This is a genomic window from Chthoniobacterales bacterium (genome assembly GCA_036569045.1).
Lineage (GTDB): Bacteria > Verrucomicrobiota > Verrucomicrobiia > Chthoniobacterales > JAATET01 > JAATET01.
Map to the genome: position 1 here is coordinate 37,667 of DATCRI010000064.1, position 21,973 is coordinate 59,639.

Here is a 21,973-nt window from a genome sequence, read left to right on the forward strand (position 1 = left end):
ACGGGCTTTGCTGAGATCACGCCGTGACCGATACCCCGCCGTCCCCCCTCGCCAGCTCCCCGATGCTCCATGGCCTCGAGGACCGCGTGCCGCCCGGCCCCGCGCTCGTCGTCAGCATCCAGCAGGTCGGCGCCATGCTCGTCGGCACCATCACCCCGCCGCTCATCCTCGCCGGCATCCTCCACTTCCCGCCCGAGCAAACCGCGTATTTCGTCAGCATGGCCCTGCTCGCCTCCGCGCTCGGCACGCTCTTGCAGACCACGCGCCCCGGCTTCCTCGGCTCCGGCCTCCTCAGCGTCACCGGCACCAGCTTCGCCTTCCTGCCCATCCTCATCCTGTGCGTCCAGCAGGGCGGGCTCGCCCTGGCCTTTGGCATGGCCCTCGCCGCCGCGCCCATCGGCCTGCTCCTCGCCCCCGCGCTGCCCCGGCTGCAGCGCGTATTCACCCCGCTCGTCTCCGGGCTCGTCGTCCTGCTCATCGGCCTCTCGCTCCTGCCCACCGGGCTGCCGGGAATCCTCGCGCCGCCCGCGCCCGGCGCGCCCGCCTGGGGCGGCATCGCCGTCGCCCTCCTCGTCCTCGCCATCATCTTCGTCACCCAGATCATCGGGCGCGCCTGGGCCCGCATCGCCGGGCTGCTGCTGGGCGTCGCGGCCGGCTACCTCGTCTATGCCGCCCTCGGCTGGCTGCACGTCCCGCCGGGCGAGGGGATGGCCGCCGTCACCATCCCGCACCCCTTCGCCCACGGCCTTGCCTTTCGCTGGGAACTCCTCCTGCCCTTCGCCTTTCTTTACGTCGTCTCCCTGCTGGAATCCCTCGGCGACATGACCGCCACCTCCCACCTCTCTGGCCTCGAGACCCACGGGCCGGGCCACTGGGCCCGCATGCGCGGCGGCATCCTCGCCGACAGCCTCACCTGCATCGCCTCCGCCGTCTTCGGCGCCTTCCCCAGCACCACCTACGCGCAGAACAACGGCGTCATCCAGATCACCGGCGTCGCCAGCCGCCGCCTCGGCCCCCTCATGGCCCTGCTGCTTGCCATCCTCGGGTTCCTCCCGCCCGTCGCCCGATGGATCACCGCCATGCCGCCCGCCGTGCTCGGCGCGCTCGCCATCCTCCTCTTCGGGATGGTCGCCGTCTCCGGCCTGCGCCTCATCCTCCTCTCGGGCCTCGACCAGCGCGACGCCCTCATCGTCGCGCTCACCCTCGCTGTCGGCATCGGCCTGCCCAGCCAGCCCGACTGGCTCGCCACGCTGCCCTCCGGCGTGAAGCTCTTCGTGGAATCCGGCGTCACCTGCGGCGGCTTCACCGCCCTGCTGCTGAACCTCATCCTCCCCCCGGTCCGCGAGCCCCGCCCCAGCTCCACCCTGCCGCCCAGCTAGGTTGGCATGCGCCCGATATTCTGCCCGATACTGACGGAGCCCTTCTGAACCCGCTCGAATTGCCTCCGCGCTTCTTCCGATGAGACGCGCGGCTGGTTCTGGCGAATCTTCCGCTGGTTCTCGACCTGTTTTTTGATCGATGTGGGAAGAGTCCTCGCCCCCCGCCATCTCCCCTCCGCGCGCTCCGTGTCCTCCGCGGTGAAAAGAAGCTAACTCGCCTCCGCCATGTGGATGAGGTTCCAGCCGTGGCCGTCGGGATCGATGAAGCTGTGGGCATACATGAAGCCATGGTCCTCCGCCTCCTCGAAGGTCGTGCCCCCGGCCGCCAGGGCTTTCGCGATCAGTTCGTCCACCTCGGTCCGGCTGGCGCAGGTGAGGCAGTTCAGCACCTCGAGGTATTTCGAGGTGTCGCAGACCGCCTTCGGCGAATACGTCGCAAACGTGGCCTCCGCCGAGAACATCACCTTGATGGTGTCGCTCAGGACGATGCACACATGCGTCTCCCCGCTCATCTCCTCGTCCACGGGGAATCCGAGGGCGGTGTAAAAGGCGCGGGCCCGTGGCACGTCCTTGGTGGCGAAATGGCTGATGATGGTGCGGCTCATGGGAATTGGGATTCGGGTTGGTTCATCAAGACGACAAACGGGGGCGTGACGTCAGGACAACTCGACTTCGGAGCGCGAACCCTCGGGTTCAGGATTGGGGATCAGACCCAAAGACCCGCAGTTCTTGCTGGCAACGACAGGCCTTCGCGATGCGGGCGGCCCAGGCCACGGCTTCCTCTCGGGACTCCAACTCCAGCACGGTAAATCCCCCGTTGAGCGGCGGCGCCCACGGATAGCCTCCCTCGACGGCGATGCCATCGGCCGACACAAGGGCCGGTGGCACTGTTTCGTCGATGCCGCCGGCAAAAGCGTAGACGCCAGCCGCCTTCGCCTCCTCGATCACCGCGTGAGCATCGCGGCCCACCGCCGCCAACTCGGTGTCCGGCACGACCATCGCCGCAGCGGGAAAGGAAATCAGATATTTGGCCATAGTTCTTTTGGAGATTAAAAAGACGACGAATGGGGAAGTGATTTCAGGACACTTATTTCGCAGCGACTCAAAGGCAGGCGGAAAATTAAACGGCCGATAGTGAGTGCTGATCGGCGCGAAATAAGTGGTGGTCGTCTTGCTCCAATATTTCCAGAGCTTGCTTCCCGGACGCCACGAAAATCCCGGAGGAATCGCTTATGAGAATCTGTAAAATTAGCTACAGTCCTGGCACTAACCTCTTGAACGATATCTACGCTGCCTTCGCTCCGGAATCTCCGTCCTCGAGGTCGGCTTGGCGGTCTGCCATATCGTCCGTGAAATCGAGCATAATTTGGATCGGCGCTGCTTTGTTGTAGTTTTCGTTGTAGCTGTCCACATCCTGCTTCAATTGCCAGCAATCATCGGCGATTGAGCCGCGTCGTTGCTGGAAGCTCTCAAACATAAACTGCGGAGGCGCAATTTCGATGTCATACCAAAGGACCATTTGCTTGGAGTTGCCGTTGGCGTCCTTCGATACATGGCGAACAGAATGCTTCCTTCGAACGCGACGTCCTTTTGAATCGATCGCGTATTGCGTTCGCATGGCATCGCTAATGTCTTCGGAAAGGATGGACATCGCTTCTTTCAGGGATGGTTCCCATTTACCTGCCCGGATCAAGTAAGCAGCAATCTCTCGGGGATTGAGGGCACCGTCCGCGACTTCGCGGCGGTAGGCCTCTATCATCTCTAAAATACGTTTATTATAGCTCATCGCTCTTTAGTTTGACGGTTTTTCCCCAGCCATCGGTTAAGGCGACGGTTGTGAGTATATCTTTAACTTTAACTAACATCTCGCGGTTTGCGTGCCACCCAACCTCACGGCGATGTTGCAGCTGTCCGTTTACAATTCCAGGGTGAACTCCAAGCCGCTTTGCGAACTGAACGATTTTAACTTTAGAATAAAAAGGCTTCGTTCGAATGATGAAGGATTCAAGCTTCTCGTTATCGATAAGCCACGCGGACCCCTGCCTATCAGCACGATCTTCCATCTCATCCAGAAATTGATTCTTCGTTTCGCCGACGAGATTTGAATCAATGGACTCATGGTCGTTATTCACGATATGAAAGAGTTCGTGCGCAAGGGTGTGCCAGAACCAATCGATCCGGTCATATCTAAGCGTTAGGACGATCACTGGTTCCGATTTTTCCAACCAAAACATTGCCCCGTCGATTCTCGACTTTGGCAGTGCTTCAACGATTACCAGCCGCACGCCTAGCTCGGCGAGAAGTCTAGGAACTGCGCCTATCGATTCGAGGGAGCTTGCGGCCTGTCGAATTTCGGGTAAGGCCGCGACAAATCTGGAATGGTCAAAAGAGCGGACATTCAGGATTTCCGCAAACTGCAACGCTCGCCGCAGCCATGCGGTCTGCGCGCCAGTAAATTCAAGCGCGCGCTGCGTCTGCCTCGCGAAGGCGCGAGGCGCAACGATGTCGTTCAGATCGGAAACGCCAAAAAAACGGCATACAGCCGCTTCAGTTTCAGCCAAGGTGTCGGTGAAAGGGATCCATCCCCTTTTTTCCATCTCCTTGACCGGCGCGATTTCATACAGCTTCGCTTTCCTTCCAGTATCCGAATCTTGGCTGCGAACTAGGCTAAGGCGAAAGGCCGATTCACGAGCCATCCACTCTTCGGCGGGGATACCAAACGCAGCTGCAAGCGCGATTGCCATTTCAGGAGTAATTGCACGTTTCCCTTTGATGACCTCGTTGATTGCAGCGACTGGTCGATTGAGAATTGATGCAAGATCCAATTGAGACCATCCTCGCTTTTCGAGTTCAGTCTTCAAAAAATCCCCTGGGGGAGCGGATATTTCGGCGGGTTCCATGGCAGGCACTTCGCAAGGAACCACAGATCATCGGTGTTGGTCAATTCGTATTTTATCGTATGTCGATAAAATGCCATTACCAACAGAGTATGTTGTCTTTTTATCCGCTGCAGCGGCGGCTTTTGGCCGCCGCCGCTTGGAGGTTCGGGCTTAGCCGCCGACGGTGATTTCGGCGGGGTCGCTCCATTGGCCGGCCATGGATTCGCCGAGGCGGTAGACGGCGCGGTAGGTCCAGATGGTCGGCGTGGCGGGCGGGGTGAAGGTGTCCACGTAGTCGGGCTCGGTATCGATGGCGAGGAAGGCGAAGCCGGTGCCGCGGTTGACCTCGATCTCGAGCGCGGTGAAGGGGCCTTTCTTCCAGCCGATCTCGGGCTGGCCGCCGGCGACGAGGCGCAGGGTGAGCACGGGCTTGGCGGCCTCGGGGTCGAAGGTCTGCTCGGCGCCGATGATGCCGAGGTCCTGCCCGATGGCGTCGGTGTAGGCGGGGGAGTTCTTGATGCGCTGCACGAGCTGGCCGATCCATTTGAAGATGCCGTAGCCGGGCGCGGGCAGGGCGGGGGCGGCGCCGATGACGGGGTCCACGGGCAGGACGATGGGGGCGACGACGGCGCCGTCGCGCAGGCGGTTCTTGAAGGCGGTCCATTGCTTGGCGCTGGTGGCCGTCTGTTCCTGGGTGACGCGGGCCCAGTGGAAGAGGGCGGCGGCATTCTGCACGGCGGTGACGTCCCCGGCGCTGAGCTGCAGGGCGGTCTGGTAGGCGGGGAGCTTGAGGGCGAAGTTCGTGAGGAAGGCGTCTTTGCCGGCGTCGGTGTCGGGGAGGTAGGGTGAGGTGGCCATGGTGTGAGGTGGGTTTTTTGGGTTTTGGGTTGGGTTTTCTCTGTAAAGGCGGGCTGGTCAGCGATCGACCAGCCTTGGTGAGAGGCTGACCAAGGCTGGTCGAGGGCGCACCAGCGCTGGTGGAAGACTCACCAAGGTTGGTGAAAGGTCGACCAGGGCTGGTCGAGGATTGACCAACGCTGGTGGAAAGCTCACCAGTGCTGGTGAAGGGTTGCCGAGGGCTGGTGAAAGACTCACCAGCGCTGGTGAGGGACTGCCGAGGGCTGGTGGAGGATCGACCAGGGCTGGTGGGAGGTTGACCAGCGGTGGGCAGTGAGAAAAAAGCGCCAGTCGAAACACAGAAAAACTCCGTATCAGTGCCGGACGATCACCGGCCATACGTAAAGCTACGTATTTTTACGAGGCGGGCGGGTTTCGGCATCGTCTTTGCTGAGGCAAGGGACCATGGGGCAGGGACTTACGAAACGGGAGGAGGAGGTCGTGAAGTGGCTGCGGGAGGGGAAGACGAGCGAGGCGATCGGGCAGATCATGGGGATCAGCCCGCGGACGGTGGAGAAGCATTGCGAGCACATCTACGAGAAGCTCGGCGTGGCGAACCGCATCGGCGTCTTCTGGCATTTCGTCGATCGCAAGGGCGGCGGCGACGGGGCGCTGGCGCTCCTCGGCCTGGCCCAGATGCTGGGCGGGCTGGCGCTGGGGGCGTAGCTGCTCCGCGGGGGCGACGCCGCGGGACTGACGGGCGCGTCAGCGGTGCGCCCGATGGGGAAGTGGGCCGGGGGCACGGCGGGGGCGCCGGCGAGGCCCGATCTCCGGTTGTCGCCGGTGTGGCGGCGTCACCTCAACCAATTCCGTTTATGACCACGAATCCCACCCACTGCATCAATACCTGCAACGCCCTCCTGCGTGGCGAACGCTCTGCCGTCGAGACCTACGGCAAGGCGATCGAGAAATACCACGACCGGGCGGAGGTCTCGCTCGAGCTGGAGCGGATCCGCGAGCAGCACGCCTCGTCGGCGCGGTTGCTCGAAGAGAATGTGCGCGAGATGGGCGGGGAGCCCGACGCGGACGCCGGGGCGTGGGGCGCCTTCGCGACAGCGATCCAGTCCACCGCGAACCTCTTCGGCGAAGGCTCTGCGTTGGAATCGCTCAAGAGCGGGGAAAGCGCGGGCCGCGGCGACTACGAGAAGAGCCTCGAGGACGAGGACGTGCTGCCGGAGTGCAAGGAGTTGATCCGCTCCCGGCTGCTGCCTCCCGTCCTCGCGAATATCACCGCGCTGGAGCGGTTGCAGCAGACGGCGTGACCGCCGGGGCCGGTGGGCCTTTTTGATTGCCGGGACCGGGCGGCGCTTCCCAGGCTGGGGCATGCGCAAGCCCGGTTCCCGAGATCGTTCCCCGGCGCGGGTGGTGATCCCGTATCGCCATGCGTGGCTGTGGGAGCCGCTGGAGGCGCGGCCGGATTTCGCGCTGCGGGCGATGTTTGGCGCGAAGGCGGTGTATCTCGACGGGCGGCTGGTGGCGGCCTTCATGGCGAAGGAGGAGCCGTGGCGCGGGATGCTGGTGGCGACGTCGCGCGAGCACCACGCGGCGCTGCGGGCGGAGTTCCCCATGCTCGCGCCGCATCGCGTGCTTCCGAAGTGGCTCTACCTGCCCGAGGCGGACGAGGCCTTCGAGACGGTCGCGGAGAAACTGATGCGCCTGGCCGCGGCGGGCGACCCGCGCATCGGAGTGATCCCGCCGCCGAAGAAGGGCAAGGCGGTTGCGGCCCGCCGCCGGAGGAATTCTGTTTCCTTTCAGGAAACTCGCGCTATAGGGAAGCCCATGAACAACCGCGAGGGATAAGGGCGCGATGGACACCTTCACGCTCGTTCACGTTCTCATCAGTCTGGCGGGCATCGCCTCGGGCTTCGTCGCACTGGGCGGCTGGCTGGCGGGCCGGCACTTGCCGGGCTGGCGCTCGATCTTCCTCGTCACGACGGTGGCGACGAGCGTGACGGGATTCTTCTTTCCGTTTCATGGCGTGACGCCGGGCATCGCCGTCGGCGGGCTGTCGCTCGGCGTGCTGGCGGTGGCGATCTTCGCGCTGCGGGTGAAGCGCGCGGCCGGCGGCTGGGAGACGGTGTTCCTCGTCGCGGCGGTGACGGCGCTTTATTTCAATGCCTTTGTGCTCGTGGCGCAGCTCTTTCAGCATACGCCCGCGCTCAAGGCGCTGGCGCCCACGCAATCGGAGCCGCCGTTCGCGGTGGCGCAGCTGCTCGTGCTGGCGGTGTTCGTCACGCTCGGCGTCGCGGCCGTGAGGCGCATGCGCGCGGTGCGGCCGGCCTGATCCGCGCCGCGCCGGGCGGGATCGACATCCCGGCCAGGGGGGAGGAAACGGGGGCCGACCCGGTGGCGGCGGCCTGGGTCAGACCGAGTCGATCACCTCGGCGGCGGTCTTGAAGTGCGTCTTCGCGACGGTGCCGAGGAAGTCTGCGCCCTTCGCGGCGACGAGCTGGCGGGCGATGGTTTTCACCTGCGCGCTGGCGCCGCGAGGCAGCGTGACGCCGAGGCCTTCGCCGGTCTTTTGCAGCCAGTCGATGAACTTCTCACGGGCGAGGATGCTGGCGGCGGCGACGGCGTAGTCGGACTCGGCCTTCGTGCGCTGCTCAAGCTGGAGGGCCTTGCCCTTGTCGATGAGGGCGCGCTGGATGAGGCTCTCGTCGGCGAATTTGTCGGAGAGGGCGCGAGGGCAGTCCGGGCGCATTTCGCAGAGGTTCTCGATGGCGCGGGCGTGGCCCCAGGCGAGGAGGCGGTTGAGATTCCGGAACTTTGCGAAGAGCTGATTGTATTTCTCCGGGCCGATCATGATGACGGTCTGCGGGGTGCGCGTGCGGCGGATGATGGCGGCGAGTTCGCGGATGCGCTTGTCGGAGCCGATGGCCTTGCTGTCCTGGATGCCGGCTTCCTTGAGCGTGCGGGCGATGTCGGCATCGACGTAGGCGCCGGCGATGACGAGCGGGCCGAAGAAGTCGCCCTTGCCGGACTCGTCGATGCCGAAGTGCGGCTCGAATTTCTCGGGCTCGTAAACCTCGTCGTAGCCGAACTTCGCCTCGCCGAGGACCTGCGGCTCGAGGGTGAAGGTGATGAAGTCGGCGAGGTCCTTGCCCTGCACGACGACCTTCGGGCCTTTCTCATAGACGGCGACGTTCAGCTTCCCCTTGCGGGCGCTGAAGATCATGTAGGGCTTTGCCTCGAAGTCGAACTGCTGCGCGACGAGGGCCTCGCGGAGCAGTTGCACCTGCCCGGGGGTGAGGGGGGACGTGTAGGTCGTGACGTTGGACACAGGAAAGGGACCACGGATAGCACGGATGACTCGGATGGGGAAATGCCGAGGTGAACGAGTGCGCGGGGAAACGGGGAGCGTCAATCCGTGAAATCCGTGCTATCCGTGGTCCGTCGCGCAGTGCCAGATCCCCAATCCCAAATCCCAAATCCAAAATTGCTAGCCTGGTATCAGGCCAACGCTCGCGATCTGCCGTGGCGGCGGACGACTGATCCCTACGCGGTGCTTGTCTCGGAGTTCATGTGCCAGCAGACGACGGTGGCGGCGGTGATTCCGTATTTCGAGCGGTGGATGGCGGCATTCCCGACCGTGGCGGTGCTGGCGGCGGCGGAGGAGGAGGCGGTGCTCGGGCGGTGGCAGGGGCTGGGGTATTATTCGCGGGCGCGGAACCTGCATCGCGCGGCAAGGGCCGTGGTCGAGCGCCATGGCGGCGAGATTCCCGGCGATCTCGCGGCGCTGCGGGCGCTGCCGGGGATCGGCGAATACACGGCGGGCGCGGTGCTGGCCTTTGCCTTCGAGCGGCCGGCAGCGGTGGTGGACGCAAATGTCGCGCGCGTGCTGGCGCGGCGGAACGACATCCGGCAGGCGATCGATTCGACGGCGGGCAAGGCGGCCTTGCGCGAGGCGGCCCTGGCGTTGCAGCCGGCCGGCACGGGAGCACGGGAGCTGAACTCCGCGCTGATGGAGCTCGGCGCGCTCGTGTGCAAGCCTCGCGCGCCGCTCTGCGGGGTATGCCCGATCCGCGGGGAATGCCGGGCCGATGCGCCGGAGTCGCTGCCGGTGAAGCGGGCGCGGGCCGCGGTGACGAACGTGACGGAGCGGCGGGCGTTTTTCACCGACGGGACGCGGATTTTTCTCGCGCAATCGGCGGGCCGCTGGCGGGGCATGTGGATCCTGCCCGAGGTGGAGCCCGGAGCGCCGCCGGATCACGTCGAGGTCTATCCGATCACGCGCTATCGCGTGCAGATGGAGGTGGTGCGCGCCGCGCCGCCGGCAGGGGATCGCTCGCTGCGGGGCTTCCCGCTCGGGGAACTCGATGCCGTGCCGATCCCGTCGCCGCATCGCCGGGCCATCCGGGCCCTCGGTGCGCCGGGCGCGGGTTGACTTGCGGGCCGCGAAGACTTTCGGTATCGCTGGCCGCGCTCCGCCTCGCACGGCGAGCGATCCCCCAAACGTCATGACTGTTTTCCTCCGTCGTCTTGTTCGTGTCGCCTGTTTGCTCGGGATGCTGTCCGCGGCGCGGGCGGGCGAGGATCATCCCCGCCTCTATGTCTCCGACGCGGACAAGCCCGCCATTCAGGCGAAGATCCGCGATCATGCCTGGGCGGCGGGGGCCTACCGGAATCTGCTCGCGACGATCGATCCCTACGTGACCCGGCACCAGAGCGACCCGCAATGGATCGTGTCGCGGCTGGCGATGTATTGGAAGCCGGGCGAGCGCTACACGCAGTGCTACATCAAGGACGAGAACTGGGATCGCGGCACGGGGGACGCGCCGGTGCCGACGGTGCGCCTGCCGGGGATGCGCACCTGGAACGATTACCAGAATGTCCCGCTGGAGGATCGCATTCCCTACAGCGAAAACGGCGACATGAAGGCGCTGAGCCGGAAGAATCCCGACCAGCCGCCGGTGATCGTGCCCTACCGGAAATCCGGGCATCTCGTGCGGTCGAACAACGTGGAGATCCTCTCTCTCGCGGAGAAGGCCGCCTTCGCCTACTGGGTGAGCGGCGAGGAGAAATACGCGAAGTTCGCCGCCGATATTTTCAACGCCTGGCTGGTTGGCACGTATTACATGAAGCCGGTGCTCGACCCGGGCAAATCGTCCAAGGGACCGGGAGGCACCAAGCCCGGCGGAATCCTTGGCTACTACGATTACGAGCAGATCCACGACGACCTCGCCCTCCACGCGGCCCCGGTCTACGACTTCCTCTTCGATTACCTGCAGGCGCATCCGGCGCCTGCGCTCCAGGCCACCGGGAGGAGCCTGCCGGAGGTGGCCGGCATCGTGTTCAAGCGGTTCGTCGACATCGGACGGGTGAGAGGCGGGCATAATGGCAACTGGAACGTGAACGGCTGGAACATGATGATGTTGCCGATGCTCGTGCTCGAGAAAAGCGAGGCCTACGCCGATGGCCACGGCCGGGACTATTACCTGCCCTTCTTCACGACGAATTCGACGAAATACCACGACGCGCTGCCGAAGATCGTGGCCGCCTATGACAAGGATACCGGCCTCTGGCCCGAGTCGCCCGGCTACGCCTTCGGCACGATCAATACGCTCCTGCAGTTCGACCATCCGATCTCCCGCCAGGGCGTGGACATCATCAGGGAAAATCCGGCCCTGCAGAAGGCTGCGCTCGCGGTGTTCCCGTGGATGGATGCCCGCGGGAATCTGGTCGTGTTCGGCGACATGCGCGGCGGCCCCGCGAATTTTTCGACATTCGAGAACCTGCTCGCCTATTACACCCGCACGAAGGACGAGGCGAATGCCCGCGCGGCGGCAGCCGCCATCCGCCAGGGCGTGGAGGCGGGGATCTACGATCGCAGCAAGGTCGACTGGACTGGGATCTGCGTGAACGTGGGCGATGTCTCGGGGAGCGGCGCGACGCCGGCGGCCCGCACCGCGTATTCCGCCTTCCACCGGCACGTCGTTCTGCGCAACGGCAACGATCCGAAGACGTCGCTCATGGCCACGCTCTACGGAGGCCGGAAGGGCGCGCATCTCTCCGAGAATGGCCTCGCGATGCAGCTCTACGGCATGGGCTGGGCGCTCGGTCCGGACGCTTCGGCCTACGAGAGCTATTGGAGCGACGACCGCGCCTACCACCAGTCCGCGGTCGGCAGCAACACGATCCTCCCCGGCTACACGCGGGGGCCGATCACGGTTCACACGATCGATCCGCCGCCGGCCCGTGGCGGATTCACGAATACGACGGAGACCTCTCCGTGGTGCTCGTTCGCGGACATTGGCGCCGACCAGAAGCGGCGGCTGGTGGCGATCGTGCGCACCTCGGCGACCACCGGATACTATGTCGACATCTTCCGCTCGAAGCTCCCGGATAACGATTACCTTTACCACAACGTCGGCAGCGCGCTGCGCCTCGCGGACGCCGCCAATCGTCCCCTGGCGGAGGAGCCCGCCGCCTTCGGCAAAAAGGATCCCGCGCTCTATCGGTTCTTCCGCAACGTGAGCAGGACGCACGCCGATGGGGATTTCCTCGCGCAGTGGACGATTCCCGGGAAATCCTCGCCGACGCTTTTCATGGACATGTGGATGCGCGGGGGCGCCGGCCGGAGCGTTTTCCAATTCGACGCGCCGCCTACGACGCTCGTCGACGTGACGCCCGCGGGCGCGAGCAAGGCGCCGGCCTCCACGCCGTCGATCATCGTCCGACAGACGGGGAAGGACGGCTGGAATGCGCCATTCGTCGCGGTCTTCGAGCCCCACGAAGCCGGTCGAAAATCGATCGCGAAGATCACGGCGTTGCCAGGATCCAGGAGCTTCGTGGGCCTTGTCGTCGAGAGCCGGCCTCTCGACCGCGAGTTGCAGGGGCGAAAGGATGTGATCCTCAATGCCGTCGACGATGCCGAGCACGCGACGCCCGATGGCGGACTTTTCCAGGGAACCTTCGCCGTCGCCTCGACGAATGCAGAAGGCCTCCGCGAGCTGTATCTCGGACGCGGCAAGCGGCTGCGGGTGGGCAGGCAGGAGCTGGCGTCGGCGGGTTCCAAACCGGTCTCGGCCAGCATCTCGAACGCTGGCGGCGCCTGGAGCTACTCCGCCGACGCGCCCATTCGCTGGACGTTCCCGGACGCGAAAGCGGGGACGCCATTGCCGATCGTCTGCGAGGCGAGGGGCCGGCGAACCACGGTGACGCCCGTGGTGAATTCCCGCGAAGGCACGGCTACGGTCGAGCTGCCGGCCGGCGACCGGGTGACGTTGCACCTGCCCGCCGACTGAGCCGGGCGGGCGCTCTTGCGACTTTGGCCGGCAGCGTTCAAGTTGAGGGTATGAGTTCCTCGGTATATGACACGATGCCCGACGCGGGCGGACACTTTGGCCCTTACGGCGGGATTTTCGTGCCCGAGACGCTCTGGACCGCACTGAAGGAACTCGAGGACGAATACGCCGCCGCGCGCAAGGACCCGGAATTCCGCCGCGAACTCGCCGACCTGCTGGCGAATTACGTCGGCCGGCCGACGCCGCTCTATTTCGCCGAACGCCTCACCGAGAAGCTCGGCGGCGCGAAGATCTACCTCAAGCGCGAGGACCTGCTCCACACCGGCGCGCACAAGATCAACAACGCAGTCGGCCAGATCCTGCTCGCCCGCCGCATGGGCAAGAAACGCATCATTGCCGAGACCGGCGCGGGCCAGCACGGCGTGGCGACCGCGACCGTGGCCGCCCGCTTCGGCTGCGAGTGCGTGATCTACATGGGCGCCGTCGACATGGAGCGGCAGGCGCTGAACGTTGCCCGCATGCGCTTCCTCGGCGCGAAGGTCGTCGCGGTGACGGCCGGGCAGGCCACGCTCAAGGAGGCGGTGAACGAGGCGATGCGCGACTGGGTGACGAACATCCGCTCGACGCATTACATCCTCGGCACGGCCTACGGGGCGCATCCCTACCCGATGATGGTGCGCGATTTTCACCGCGTGATCGGCGACGAGGCGCGCCGGCAGATTCTCCAGCGCGAGGAGCGCCTGCCCGATCTGCTCGTGGCCTGCGTGGGCGGCGGCAGCAACGCGATCGGCCTCTTCTACGCCTTCCTCAACGACGAGAACGTGCGCATGGTCGGCGTCGAGGCTGGCGGCCACGGCATCAGGCCCGGCGAGCACGCGGCGCGCTTCCAGGGCGGCAGGCTTGGCGTATTGCAGGGCGCGAAGACGTGGCTGCTCGCGAACGAGGACGGCCAGATCGAAGGCACGCATTCGGTTTCGGCGGGTCTCGATTACGCGGCGGTCGGCCCCGAGCATTGCTGGTTGAAGGACATCGGCCGCGCCGAATACGACTACGCGACCGACGACGAGGCGCTCGCCGCCTTTCAGATGCTCGCGTCGGTGGAGGGCATCATTCCCGCGCTGGAGTCGTCCCACGCCATTGCGCACGTGATCAAGGTCGCGCCGCAGATGGGCCGCGATAAAATCATCATCGCGAACCTCTCCGGCCGCGGGGACAAGGACGTGAACCAGGCCGCGAAGATCCTTCTCGGCATGGACGCCTCGTAGCGGCGGCCGCCCGGATCAAACGACGCGGCCGCGGATGCGGACGTCGTCGCCGATTCGCGTGTAGCTGACGTCCGCAAGTCGCGGGGCATCCTCGCTGCGGCCGACGCCAAGACCGCCGACCGCGGGAACCGGGCCGCCGAGAAGTTGCGGCGCCATGTAGATGACGGCTTCGTTGACGAGGCCGGCGTCGAAGGCCTCGCCGAGCGTGCGACCGCCGCCTTCGATCAGCACGCTCGTGACGTTCATTTTGCCGAGGGCGGCGAGCACGGCGCCGAGTTTTTCGCGCGAGAAAACGAGAGTGCGGTCGCGGTGGCGGTCCGTGAAAAGATGCGCCGCCGCCGGCAGGCGCGTCGTCGAGCGACTCATGATCACGCGCCATGGCTGCTTCGCGCCGGGAATGCCGCGGATGGTCAGCTTCGGATTGTCGGCGCGCACGGTGCCGCCGCCCACGAGGATGGCGTCGACCCCGGCGCGCAGCCGCATGGCGTCGGCGCGGCTTTCCGGGCTGGTGATCCATCGCGACTCGGGATGCGAACTGATGCGGCCGTCGAGGGACATGCCGCATTTGGCGATCACCCAGGGGCGGCCGGTGACGATCCAGTGATTCCACGCGGCGTTGAGTTTCGTGCACGCGTCGGCGAGCACTCCGGACGTCACCGCGATCCCCGCGGCCTGCAAAATGGCGTCGGCGCGGCCGGCGTGGGCGGGGTTGGGGTCGGTTGCGCCGTAGACGACGCGGGCGAAGCCGTGCCGCGTGAGGGCGTCCGAGCAGGCCGGCGTGCGGCCCTGGGTCGAGCACGGCTCCAGCGTGACGTAGATCGTGGCGCCACGGGCTTCCGCGGGCGAGGCGAGCGCGCGGATGGCCTCGATCTCCGCATGCGGCCGGCCGGCGGCGTGGTGGTGGCCGCGGGCGAGGATCCGGCGACCCTTCACGATGACCGCGCCGACGGCGGGATTCGGGCTGGTTTTGCCGAGGCCCTTCCGCGCTTCGTCGAGCGCCGCCTGCATATGCCTTTCGTCCGTCGTCGACTGTGCTACCATTTGGTGAGCCTAGCTCGTCTATGCACCTTTCCCTCCAGCAGAAAGAGCAGTTCTTCCACGAAATGAGCGAGTTGCTCCGCAGCGGGCGATCGGTGCCCGACGCGCTCGAAGTGGTTGCCCGGTCGCGATCCTCGGCGATGCGCGAGACGGCGATCGCGATGAAAGCGTCGACCGGCGATGGCTCGGCGGTCAGTTATTTCGCGGGCACGCCGTCGGTCTTCGGCGCGCTCGATCGCGAGATTGTGGGTGGTGGCGAATCCTCGGGACGCCTCGACGACGCGATGGCCTATCTGCGGGACTACTACGCCGCGCTCGGGCGGGCCCGGAAACGCCTGATCATCGGCGTGCTCTATCCGTTTTTTCTGCTGCATTTCGCCGCGGTCGCCCTGGCGGTGCCGGCCTTCATGTCGGACGGCCCCGAGGCGTTTTTCGGGCAGGCGCTGGGCTTCCTCGCGATCTTTTACGTGCTGTTCGGGCTGGCCGTCGCGCTCGTGCGACTCGCGGTGAAGGCCGGGGCGGCGAATGCCTCCGTCGACCAGTTTCTGCAATCGATCCCGGGCATTGGCGGAACGCGCGTCGCCCTCGTCGGTTCGCGCTTTTGCATGCTGATGGGGATGCTCGTGCGCGCGAGCGGCGGGATTCTCTCGGCCATGCGCCGCTCCGCCGACGCGAGCGGGAGTGCCCTCTTTCGACACGGCGCCGAGGCGGCCGTGGTCGCGGTGCAGGGTGGCGGCGCCCTGGGCGCTTCCGTGGCCGGCACGCGGGCTTTTCCGGAGGCCATCGACCGGGCCTTCCAGATCGGCGAAACGTCGGGCCGGCTCGACGAGGAAATGACTCGCCAGGCCACGCGCTTCACCGAGCAACTCGATCGCCGGCTCGACCTGATCGCCGGCGCGCTCGGGAAGGGAATTCTCCTGCTTGTGATGCTCGTCGTCGCCTGGAGAATCGTCTCGTATTACCTCGGCTACTTTCAAACCGTAAACTCGCTCCTCCAATAGAAGTGCCAAATTGGCACTTATATTGTGAGTAAAATAACGCGACGTATGAGTCATGATGACGCTTTTGTCGAAATTTGACTCTGAGATTTCTGCGCTGCAAGTTGCTTAAATACAGGCTCTTGTGTTGAGTTTTCTTGTCTTGTTTCGGTCCGGCATTCGCCAAGCTGTAAGAGGAGTTGAGAACATCAACCTCAACCTGATTCCACAAAATGAGACTCATCAGCTATCAACCTCAAGTGCCGGCCTTCGCCCGGCTGACCTCCCTTCGGGACCTCTTCGACTCTGCCTTTGAACTGACCGGCCCGCGTGCGGGCCGTGGCTGGTCGCCGGCGCTCGACATTCACGAAGATTCCGAACGCGTGATCGTTTCGCTCGAAGCCGCGGGACTGAAGAAGGACGACTTCGAGATCGCGCTCCACGACGACAATCTGACGATCTCGGGAGAGCGGAAATCCGAGAGCGAGCAGCGCGAAGGTGAAACCGTCCGCCGCGAGCGTTTCGTCGGCCAGTTCAGCCGCACGGTCACGCTTCCCGCCCCGGTAAAGGGCGATGCCGTCACCGCCACCTACACCGATGGCGTGCTCACGATCACCCTGCCGAAGGCCGAAGAAGCCCGGCCTCGCAAGATCGAGGTCAACGTCCAGTAACTCCACCATTCCACCGAAAAATCACCATGAGCCAGATCATTGAAAAACCCGCCGAGTCCGCCGTCCAAGCGGTCCGGACGCAGAACCAGAACTTCGTCGCTCCCGCCGTGAACATCCGGCAGGACGCTGACGGCTACACGCTCGAGGTCGAAATGCCCGGCGTCTCCAAAGGCGGCGTCGAGGTGACCTTCGAGGACGGCAAGCTCACGCTCGTCGGCCGTCGGGCCGGTGCGGATGCCCGCGAAGGGCTCGTTTATCGCGAGTCGCCCGAGGCGGACTACCGTCGCCGGTTCGAACTCGATCCCGCCATCGATGCCGCGCGCATCGAGGCCACGATCGACCAGGGCCTGCTCGTTGTGCGGCTGCCGAAGGCCGAGAGCGCGAAGCCGCGTCGCATCGCGGTGAGCTGACGCCCGAGCCTGCGTTTCCAGGAATCCCGCCGGTTTTCAAAAGCCGGCGGGATTTCTTTTTTCCGGGCGGCGGTCCCTCTACCTTCGGAACGTGTCTGCATCCGAAATCATTGAAATTACCGACGTGGCCTTTGGCGGAAAGGCGGTGGGTCGCCTCGCCGACGGGCGAGTGTGTTTCGTTGCGGATGCGGTGCCTGGCGAGCGCGTCGAGGTGAGTGTGATCCCGGCGAAGAAGCGCTTCACCGAAGGCGAGCTCGTGCGCGTGGTGGAGGCGTCGCCCCGCCGGGTGAAGCCGCCGTGCCCGTATTATGGCACCTGCGGCGGTTGTTCGTATCAGCACATCGACTACGGTTATCAGATCGAGCTCAAGACCGGGCAGGTGCGGCAAACGTTGCGCAGGCTGGGCGGGATCGACGCTCCGGAGGTGCGTGATGCCGTGGCGTCGCCGCTGCCCTATGGGTATCGCAACCGCATCACGGTGCATCGCGTCGGCGGGCGGGTCGGCTTTCATCGGCGTGACGGCAAGGGCCTCGTCGATATCGAGCGCTGCCTGCTGGGCTCCGAGCGGGTGAATCAGTTGCTGACCGAGTTGCGCCAGGAGCGGTTCCGCGAGGGCGCCCGGCCGTTGCGGGAGCATCGCGAGCGCTATGGCTTTCACCAGACGAACGACGCGGTCGCGGCGCTGCTGCTGGCGGCGGTGGACGCAGCCTGCGCCGGCGGCGGGGCGACGCTGATCGATGCCTATTGCGGCGACGGATTTTTTGCGAACCGGCTGGCGTCGAAGTTCGAGCGCGTGGTGGGCATCGAGTGGAACGAGCGCAGCGTGGCGCAGGCCCGCGAGCGCGCGGCGGCGAACGAGAGTTATCTCGAGGGAGACGTGGGCGATCAGCTCGGCGATGTGCTTGCGACGGTCGACGGTGCGGGCGTGACGGTGATCCTCGATCCTCCGGCGCAGGGCGTGGATGCGCGTGTGCTCGACCTGCTGACGGCCTATCCCGTGGCGCGGATTCTTTACGTTTCGTGCAATCCCGCCACGCTCGCCCGCGACGTGAAGGGGTTGGCGAATTCCTACCGGCTGGTGTCGGCGACGCCGTTCGACATGTTTCCGCAGACGGCGGAAATCGAAGTGCTGGCGGAGCTGGCCCGCGTGGAGTAACGGAGGGCATGTTCTATCGTCGGTTCGGGCGCACGGAGCTTTCGATGCCGGTGCTGAGTTGCGGCGGGATGCGCTACCAGCATTCCTGGAGCGACGTCGCGCCGGAGAAGATTCCCGCCGAAGGGCAGGCGAATCTCGAAGCGACGATTCATCGCGCGCTCGAGCTGGGCATCAATCACATCGAGACGGCGCGGGGTTACGGTTCCTCCGAAATGCAGCTCGGCCGGATTTTGCCGACGTTGCCGCGGGAGAAACTCATCGTGCAGACGAAGGTGAGCCCGCGCGAATCGCCCGCGGAATTCGTGGAGACCTTCGAAAAGTCGATGTCGCTCCTCGGGCTCGAATATGTCGACCTCCTTTCGCTCCACGGCATCAATACCGACGAGCTGCTCGACCAGAGCCTGCGCCCGGGCGGCTGTCTCGAGGCGGCGCGCCAGCTCCAGCGCGATGGGCGCGTGCGGCACATCGGCTTTTCCACGCACGCACTGCCGCGAGTGATTCGCAAGGCGATCGAGACGGGCGAGTTCGATTACGTGAACCTGCACTGGTATTGGGTGAACGGCATCAACTGGCCGTGCGTCGAGGCGGCGACGCGCCAGGACATGGGCGTCTTCATCATCAGTCCGAACGACAAGGGCGGGAAGCTCTACGAACCGCCGCCAAAGCTCGCCGAGCTTTGTGCGCCGCTCACGCCGATGGAATTCAACGACCTCTTTTGCCTGCTGCGACCGGAGGTGCACACGCTCAGCATCGGCGCCGCGCGACCGACAGATTTCGATGCGCACGTCGTGGCGCTCGAGAAGCTGGAGGCATGCGGTCCGCTGGTTGCGGAGATCGACGCGCGGCTGCGGGCGGAAATGGTCCGGGTGCTGGGGGCCGATTGGGTTGAGCGCTGGGCCGAAGGAATTCCCGACTGGGACCACGTGCCCGGCGACGTGAACGTCTGGGAAATCCTGCGGCTCGCGAATTATGCGAAGAGCCTCGATCTCGTGGATTTCGGCCGGATGCGCTACAACCTCCTCGGGCAGGCCGAGCATTGGTTCCCGGGCAAGAACGCCGCCGAGTTCGAGGAGGACGCTCTGCGCGCGGCGGTGAGGGAGAGTCCGTTCGCGGAGGAAATCCCGGGACGGCTGCGCGAGGCGCACGCGATGCTCTTCGACAAGCCGGTCGAGCGATTGAGCAAATCCGGCGACTAGCGTCGCGGGATCAGCCGTTCCGGCGTCGTCGGAGCAGGAGGCCGCCGACGAGCCCGGCAGCGGCGACGAGCATGGCGGTGCCGGGCTCGGGAACGGCGGCGAGTTGCGCGGAGATCGAGCGGCTCGCGGTCTGCGCGGAGGGGTTGCTCAGCGAGTCCAGCCACTTGGAATAGCGCGGCAGATAGACGAAGCCGCTGCGATCCCCGTAGTCGTCCGAGACTCCGTTGCCATTGCCGCGCGGGAACCAGTCGAGGCCGTAGGAGTTGATGCCGACCATCTGCCAGCGCCCGCTGCGAAAGACCCAGGCCGAGCCTCCGCTGTCGCCCGGGCCGAGCAGGCCCTCCAGCCGCATGGCGACGGGACTGCCCAGCGAATTGTAGCGGGACGTGCCCGCGCGATCGAAGTCGACCTCGAAATCCCTGCCGCGGAGGAGGTATCGGCCGACCGCGTTCTCGCCACCGCGTTTTTTCGTTGAGTAGGTCGAGCTGCCGGAGAGGCCGGTCCCGGTGTCGCCGTAGCCTACGAAGGTGATCCTGCTGTCGAGCGAGAGCTTGCGGCCCGTGTAAATGCGGGCGGGCGCGAGCTTGAAGGGGCGGGACAGGAACGCAACGGAGACGTCGTTCTTGAGCGTGCGGGAATTGTAGCGCGGGTTGATGTTCACCACGCCGGGAGAGGAGAAATCGATCGTGCGCGTGCGGCCTTTTCCGAAATTGATGCGCACGCGCCGGGCGCCGGCGAGCGAGGAGTCGTCGAAGACGTGGGCGGCGCTGACAACGCGGTCGCGGCCGTAGAGCGTGGCCGTGCCGATCGCCTCGTAGCCGCGGCCGTAGTCGATTTCCACGCGCCCGACGGATTTGAAGGCCGCGCTGCGACCGAGGGATCGATACAGGGAGTCGGGTTGATCGTCGCGACGGACCACTGCCGGTGCGTTCCCGACGGCCGCGAGGAAGGCGAGCCCGAGAACGGAGAAGACGATGGAGGAACGGGCAATCACGGCCGAGCCTTGCTTAACACGCGAACCGAGCTTTGCAAGGGGGCGGACGTTTTTCGTGGGCAGCCCCCCGGCGGGGTGCGCTATACTGGGCGATTCACCCATGGGGACGAATCACCACTCCGTCATCCGGATCAAGGGCGCCCGGCAGCACAATTTGCGCAATCTCGACATCGAAATTCCGCGCAACCAGCTCGTTGTCGTCACCGGTCTCAGCGGATCCGGCAAGTCCTCGCTCGCGTTCGACACGCTCTACGCCGAGGGCCAGCGCAAATACGTCGAGAGCCTCTCGGCCTACGCGCGGCAATTCCTCGACCAGATGCAGAAGCCGGACGTGGACTACATCGAAGGCCTGTCGCCGGCGATCGCGATCGAGCAGCGCACGAGCGGGGCGAACCCGCGCTCGACCATCGCGACGACGACGGAAATTTACGATTACCTGCGCCTGCTCTTCGCGGCGATCGGTCGGCCTCACGATCCGAAAACGGGCGAGCCCGTCGTGCGACAGACCCCGCAGCAGATCGCCGACGTGATCACCGGATGGTCCGAGGGCACCAGGTTCATCCTCCTCGCGCCGCTCGTGGAGCGAGAAGTCGGGGAATTCCGCGATGTGATCGAAAAGGCGCGACGCGAGGGCTTCGTGCGGCTGCGTATCGATGGCGAAATGATCGAGCTGGGCCAGCCGGAGCCCATCAAGCTCGACAAGGGCAAGCGGCACACCATCGAGGCGGTGGTCGATCGACTCGTCGTCCGACCGGAGCTCGGCCAGCGCCTCGCGGATTCCATCGAGACCGCGCTGCGCTGGGGCTCGAATCATATTACCGTTTCGCGGCAGTCTCCCGACGGCGGCGACTGGGTCGAGCAGCGATTTTCGACCGATTACTGCAATCCGGCGACCGGCTTCACGATGACGCGGCTTACGCCGAAGCATTTTTCCTTCAACAGCCACCTCGGCGCCTGCCCTGCCTGTCACGGCATCGGCACGCAGATGTTCTGCGATCCCGAGCTGATGGTCGATCCGGCGAAGTCGCTGGCCGACGGCACGATCAAGCCCTGGAAGACCGGCAACAAGCGCATGCGCAGCTACTATGCCGCGTTGCTGGCGGGCCTGGTGCGCGAGTTCGGCGTGAGCGAAAAGGCGCCGTTCCGGGAGCTGCCGCGGGAGTTTCAGTCTGCGCTGTTTTTCGGCACCGGGGATCGCGAGCTGGCGTTCAAGATCGGCGTCGGTGGCAAGATCGTGGAAAAGCCGTTCGAGGGGCTCGTGCCGCAGCTCGAGCGAATGCTCGAGAAGAGCGAGAGTGAGTTCACGAAGAACCGGCTCCGGGCCTTTACTGGATGGAAAAAGTGCGAGACCTGCCAGGGAGCGCGGTTGCGCCCGGAGATTCTCGCCGTGACGATCCGCGAGGTCGACGGCACGCCCTGGAACATCGATTCGTTCTGCGCCTCGAGCATCGCGCGCGCCCTGTCGGTGGCCGACCGCATTGCCCTCACCGATTCCGAGCGTCACGTTGTCGAGGATGTGCTGCGCGAAGTGCGGCAGCGGCTCGGGTTTTTGAACGAGGTGGGTCTTGGCTACCTCAATCTCAAGCGCGAGAGCGGCACGCTCTCCGGCGGCGAGGCCCAGCGCATCCGCCTCGCCACGCAGATCGGATCCGGCCTGGCGGGCGTGCTCTACGTGCTCGACGAACCGAGCATCGGCCTGCACCAGCGCGACAACGACCGCCTTATCGGCACGCTGCGCAACCTGCGCGATCTCGGGAATTCCGTGATCGTCGTCGAACACGACGAGGACACGATTCGCGCGGCCGACCATGTGCTCGATCTCGGCCCGGGCGCGGGTCCGCGCGGCGGTCGCCTCGTGGCGCAGGGC

The 21,973-nt window shown here is 65.4% G+C and carries 22 protein-coding genes; 14 read left to right on the forward strand and 8 right to left on the reverse strand.

What is annotated here, in order from left to right; genetic code table 11:
* Positions 1-23 precede the first annotated feature (23 nt).
* A complete protein-coding gene (locus VIM61_12195) occupies positions 24-1,379 on the forward strand; it encodes a solute carrier family 23 protein (GenBank protein ID HEY8901163.1) in 1,356 nt (451 codons plus the stop codon).
* Positions 1,380-1,588: 209 nt separating this feature from the next.
* On the opposite strand, the gene VIM61_12200 is transcribed toward VIM61_12195, so the two are convergent.
* From VIM61_12200 to VIM61_12220, 5 genes are all read right to left on the reverse strand, one after another.
* Positions 1,589-1,984, reverse strand: a complete 396-nt coding sequence (locus VIM61_12200) for a VOC family protein (GenBank protein HEY8901164.1) — start codon at positions 1,982-1,984, stop codon at positions 1,589-1,591.
* A gap of 88 nt (positions 1,985-2,072) precedes the next feature.
* Positions 2,073-2,414 (reverse strand): hypothetical protein, encoded by a 342-nt coding sequence (locus tag VIM61_12205; GenBank protein HEY8901165.1) that lies wholly within the window; start codon positions 2,412-2,414, stop codon positions 2,073-2,075.
* Positions 2,415-2,664: 250 nt separating this feature from the next.
* Entirely contained in the window at positions 2,665-3,165 is a 501-nt protein-coding gene (locus VIM61_12210) for a hypothetical protein (GenBank protein HEY8901166.1), read from the reverse strand.
* Entirely contained in the window at positions 3,155-4,279 is a 1,125-nt protein-coding gene (locus VIM61_12215; protein HEY8901167.1) for a helix-turn-helix domain-containing protein, read from the reverse strand. Before VIM61_12215 ends, VIM61_12210 begins: the two co-directional genes overlap by 11 nt.
* A 150-nt stretch (positions 4,280-4,429) precedes the next feature.
* Positions 4,430-5,116 (reverse strand): hypothetical protein, encoded by a 687-nt coding sequence (locus VIM61_12220; GenBank protein HEY8901168.1) that lies wholly within the window; start codon positions 5,114-5,116, stop codon positions 4,430-4,432.
* Positions 5,117-5,560: 444 nt separating this feature from the next.
* Between VIM61_12220 and VIM61_12225 the strand changes: the two genes are divergently transcribed.
* The 4 genes from VIM61_12225 (at position 5,561) to VIM61_12240 (ending at position 7,439) form a co-directional block, all read left to right on the forward strand.
* Positions 5,561-5,821: a helix-turn-helix transcriptional regulator gene (locus VIM61_12225; GenBank protein HEY8901169.1), complete on the forward strand. Its 261-nt coding sequence runs from the start codon at positions 5,561-5,563 to the stop codon at positions 5,819-5,821.
* 149 nt (positions 5,822-5,970) lie between these two features.
* The gene (locus VIM61_12230) at positions 5,971-6,417 is read left to right on the forward strand and encodes a DUF2383 domain-containing protein (GenBank protein HEY8901170.1); all 447 of its coding nucleotides are present in this window, start codon (positions 5,971-5,973) and stop codon (positions 6,415-6,417) included.
* A 61-nt stretch (positions 6,418-6,478) separates the two neighbouring features.
* Positions 6,479-6,955 (forward strand): hypothetical protein, encoded by a 477-nt coding sequence (locus VIM61_12235; GenBank protein ID HEY8901171.1) that lies wholly within the window; start codon positions 6,479-6,481, stop codon positions 6,953-6,955.
* 7 nt (positions 6,956-6,962) lie between these two features.
* Positions 6,963-7,439 (forward strand): hypothetical protein, encoded by a 477-nt coding sequence (locus VIM61_12240; GenBank protein ID HEY8901172.1) that lies wholly within the window; start codon positions 6,963-6,965, stop codon positions 7,437-7,439.
* Between the two features lie 78 nt (positions 7,440-7,517).
* On the opposite strand, the gene rnhC is transcribed toward VIM61_12240, so the two are convergent.
* Positions 7,518-8,435, reverse strand: coding sequence for a ribonuclease HIII (gene rnhC, locus VIM61_12245; GenBank protein HEY8901173.1), 918 nt, complete (start codon positions 8,433-8,435; stop codon positions 7,518-7,520).
* Positions 8,436-8,591: 156 nt separating this feature from the next.
* On the opposite strand from rnhC, the gene VIM61_12250 reads away from it, so the two are divergent.
* The 3 genes from VIM61_12250 (at position 8,592) to trpB (ending at position 13,664) form a co-directional block, all read left to right on the forward strand.
* Complete coding sequence (locus VIM61_12250) at positions 8,592-9,539, forward strand: hypothetical protein (GenBank protein HEY8901174.1); 948 nt, start codon at positions 8,592-8,594, stop codon at positions 9,537-9,539.
* Between the two features lie 73 nt (positions 9,540-9,612).
* Positions 9,613-12,399 carry a hypothetical protein gene (locus VIM61_12255; GenBank protein HEY8901175.1) on the forward strand — a complete coding sequence of 929 codons (2,787 nt, stop codon included), beginning with the start codon at positions 9,613-9,615 and terminating at the stop codon, positions 12,397-12,399.
* 50 nt (positions 12,400-12,449) lie between these two features.
* Positions 12,450-13,664, forward strand: coding sequence for a tryptophan synthase subunit beta (trpB, locus tag VIM61_12260; GenBank protein ID HEY8901176.1), 1,215 nt, complete (start codon positions 12,450-12,452; stop codon positions 13,662-13,664).
* A gap of 15 nt (positions 13,665-13,679) precedes the next feature.
* On the opposite strand, the gene ribD is transcribed toward trpB, so the two are convergent.
* Positions 13,680-14,705, reverse strand: coding sequence for a bifunctional diaminohydroxyphosphoribosylaminopyrimidine deaminase/5-amino-6-(5-phosphoribosylamino)uracil reductase RibD (ribD, locus tag VIM61_12265; protein HEY8901177.1), 1,026 nt, complete (start codon positions 14,703-14,705; stop codon positions 13,680-13,682).
* Positions 14,706-14,767: 62 nt separating this feature from the next.
* Between ribD and VIM61_12270 the strand changes: the two genes are divergently transcribed.
* The 5 genes from VIM61_12270 to VIM61_12290 all read left to right on the forward strand — a co-directional run bounded on the left by VIM61_12270 (position 14,768) and on the right by VIM61_12290 (position 19,112).
* The gene (locus VIM61_12270) at positions 14,768-15,703 is read left to right on the forward strand and encodes a type II secretion system F family protein (GenBank protein ID HEY8901178.1); all 936 of its coding nucleotides are present in this window, start codon (positions 14,768-14,770) and stop codon (positions 15,701-15,703) included.
* Between the two features lie 209 nt (positions 15,704-15,912).
* The gene (locus VIM61_12275; GenBank protein HEY8901179.1) at positions 15,913-16,350 is read left to right on the forward strand and encodes an Hsp20/alpha crystallin family protein; all 438 of its coding nucleotides are present in this window, start codon (positions 15,913-15,915) and stop codon (positions 16,348-16,350) included.
* A 26-nt stretch (positions 16,351-16,376) separates the two neighbouring features.
* Positions 16,377-16,760, forward strand: coding sequence for an Hsp20/alpha crystallin family protein (locus tag VIM61_12280; protein ID HEY8901180.1), 384 nt, complete (start codon positions 16,377-16,379; stop codon positions 16,758-16,760).
* Positions 16,761-16,851: 91 nt separating this feature from the next.
* The gene (locus VIM61_12285; protein ID HEY8901181.1) at positions 16,852-17,916 is read left to right on the forward strand and encodes a TRAM domain-containing protein; all 1,065 of its coding nucleotides are present in this window, start codon (positions 16,852-16,854) and stop codon (positions 17,914-17,916) included.
* Between the two features lie 8 nt (positions 17,917-17,924).
* Positions 17,925-19,112: an aldo/keto reductase gene (locus VIM61_12290; GenBank protein ID HEY8901182.1), complete on the forward strand. Its 1,188-nt coding sequence runs from the start codon at positions 17,925-17,927 to the stop codon at positions 19,110-19,112.
* A gap of 10 nt (positions 19,113-19,122) precedes the next feature.
* Here the strand turns inward: VIM61_12290 and VIM61_12295 are convergent, their stop codons facing one another.
* Positions 19,123-20,106, reverse strand: coding sequence for a trypsin-like serine protease (locus VIM61_12295; protein HEY8901183.1), 984 nt, complete (start codon positions 20,104-20,106; stop codon positions 19,123-19,125).
* Between the two features lie 100 nt (positions 20,107-20,206).
* On the opposite strand from VIM61_12295, the gene VIM61_12300 reads away from it, so the two are divergent.
* Positions 20,207-21,973: excinuclease ABC subunit UvrA (locus tag VIM61_12300; protein HEY8901184.1), on the forward strand; the 1,767-nt coding region annotated here is incomplete at its 3' end.

What these genes read in the sequence shown, in the direction of transcription:
- VIM61_12200 (HEY8901164.1), bottom strand. Translation starts at nt 1,984, where the DNA reads ATGAGCCGCACCATCATCAGCCATTTCGCCACCAAGGACGTGCCACGG.
- VIM61_12205 (HEY8901165.1), bottom strand. Translation starts at nt 2,414, where the DNA reads ATGGCCAAATATCTGATTTCCTTTCCCGCTGCGGCGATGGTCGTGCCG.
- VIM61_12210 (HEY8901166.1), bottom strand. Translation starts at nt 3,165, where the DNA reads ATGAGCTATAATAAACGTATTTTAGAGATGATAGAGGCCTACCGCCGC.
- VIM61_12215 (HEY8901167.1), bottom strand. Translation starts at nt 4,279, where the DNA reads ATGGAACCCGCCGAAATATCCGCTCCCCCAGGGGATTTTTTGAAGACT.
- VIM61_12220 (HEY8901168.1), bottom strand. Translation starts at nt 5,116, where the DNA reads ATGGCCACCTCACCCTACCTCCCCGACACCGACGCCGGCAAAGACGCC.
- VIM61_12225 (HEY8901169.1), top strand. Translation starts at nt 5,561, where the DNA reads ATGGGGCAGGGACTTACGAAACGGGAGGAGGAGGTCGTGAAGTGGCTG.
- VIM61_12230 (HEY8901170.1), top strand. Translation starts at nt 5,971, where the DNA reads ATGACCACGAATCCCACCCACTGCATCAATACCTGCAACGCCCTCCTG.
- VIM61_12235 (HEY8901171.1), top strand. Translation starts at nt 6,479, where the DNA reads ATGCGCAAGCCCGGTTCCCGAGATCGTTCCCCGGCGCGGGTGGTGATC.
- VIM61_12240 (HEY8901172.1), top strand. Translation starts at nt 6,963, where the DNA reads ATGGACACCTTCACGCTCGTTCACGTTCTCATCAGTCTGGCGGGCATC.
- VIM61_12255 (HEY8901175.1), top strand. Translation starts at nt 9,613, where the DNA reads ATGACTGTTTTCCTCCGTCGTCTTGTTCGTGTCGCCTGTTTGCTCGGG.
- trpB (HEY8901176.1), top strand. Translation starts at nt 12,450, where the DNA reads ATGAGTTCCTCGGTATATGACACGATGCCCGACGCGGGCGGACACTTT.
- ribD (HEY8901177.1), bottom strand. Translation starts at nt 14,705, where the DNA reads ATGGTAGCACAGTCGACGACGGACGAAAGGCATATGCAGGCGGCGCTC.
- VIM61_12270 (HEY8901178.1), top strand. Translation starts at nt 14,768, where the DNA reads ATGAGCGAGTTGCTCCGCAGCGGGCGATCGGTGCCCGACGCGCTCGAA.
- VIM61_12275 (HEY8901179.1), top strand. Translation starts at nt 15,913, where the DNA reads ATGAGACTCATCAGCTATCAACCTCAAGTGCCGGCCTTCGCCCGGCTG.
- VIM61_12280 (HEY8901180.1), top strand. Translation starts at nt 16,377, where the DNA reads ATGAGCCAGATCATTGAAAAACCCGCCGAGTCCGCCGTCCAAGCGGTC.
- VIM61_12290 (HEY8901182.1), top strand. Translation starts at nt 17,925, where the DNA reads ATGTTCTATCGTCGGTTCGGGCGCACGGAGCTTTCGATGCCGGTGCTG.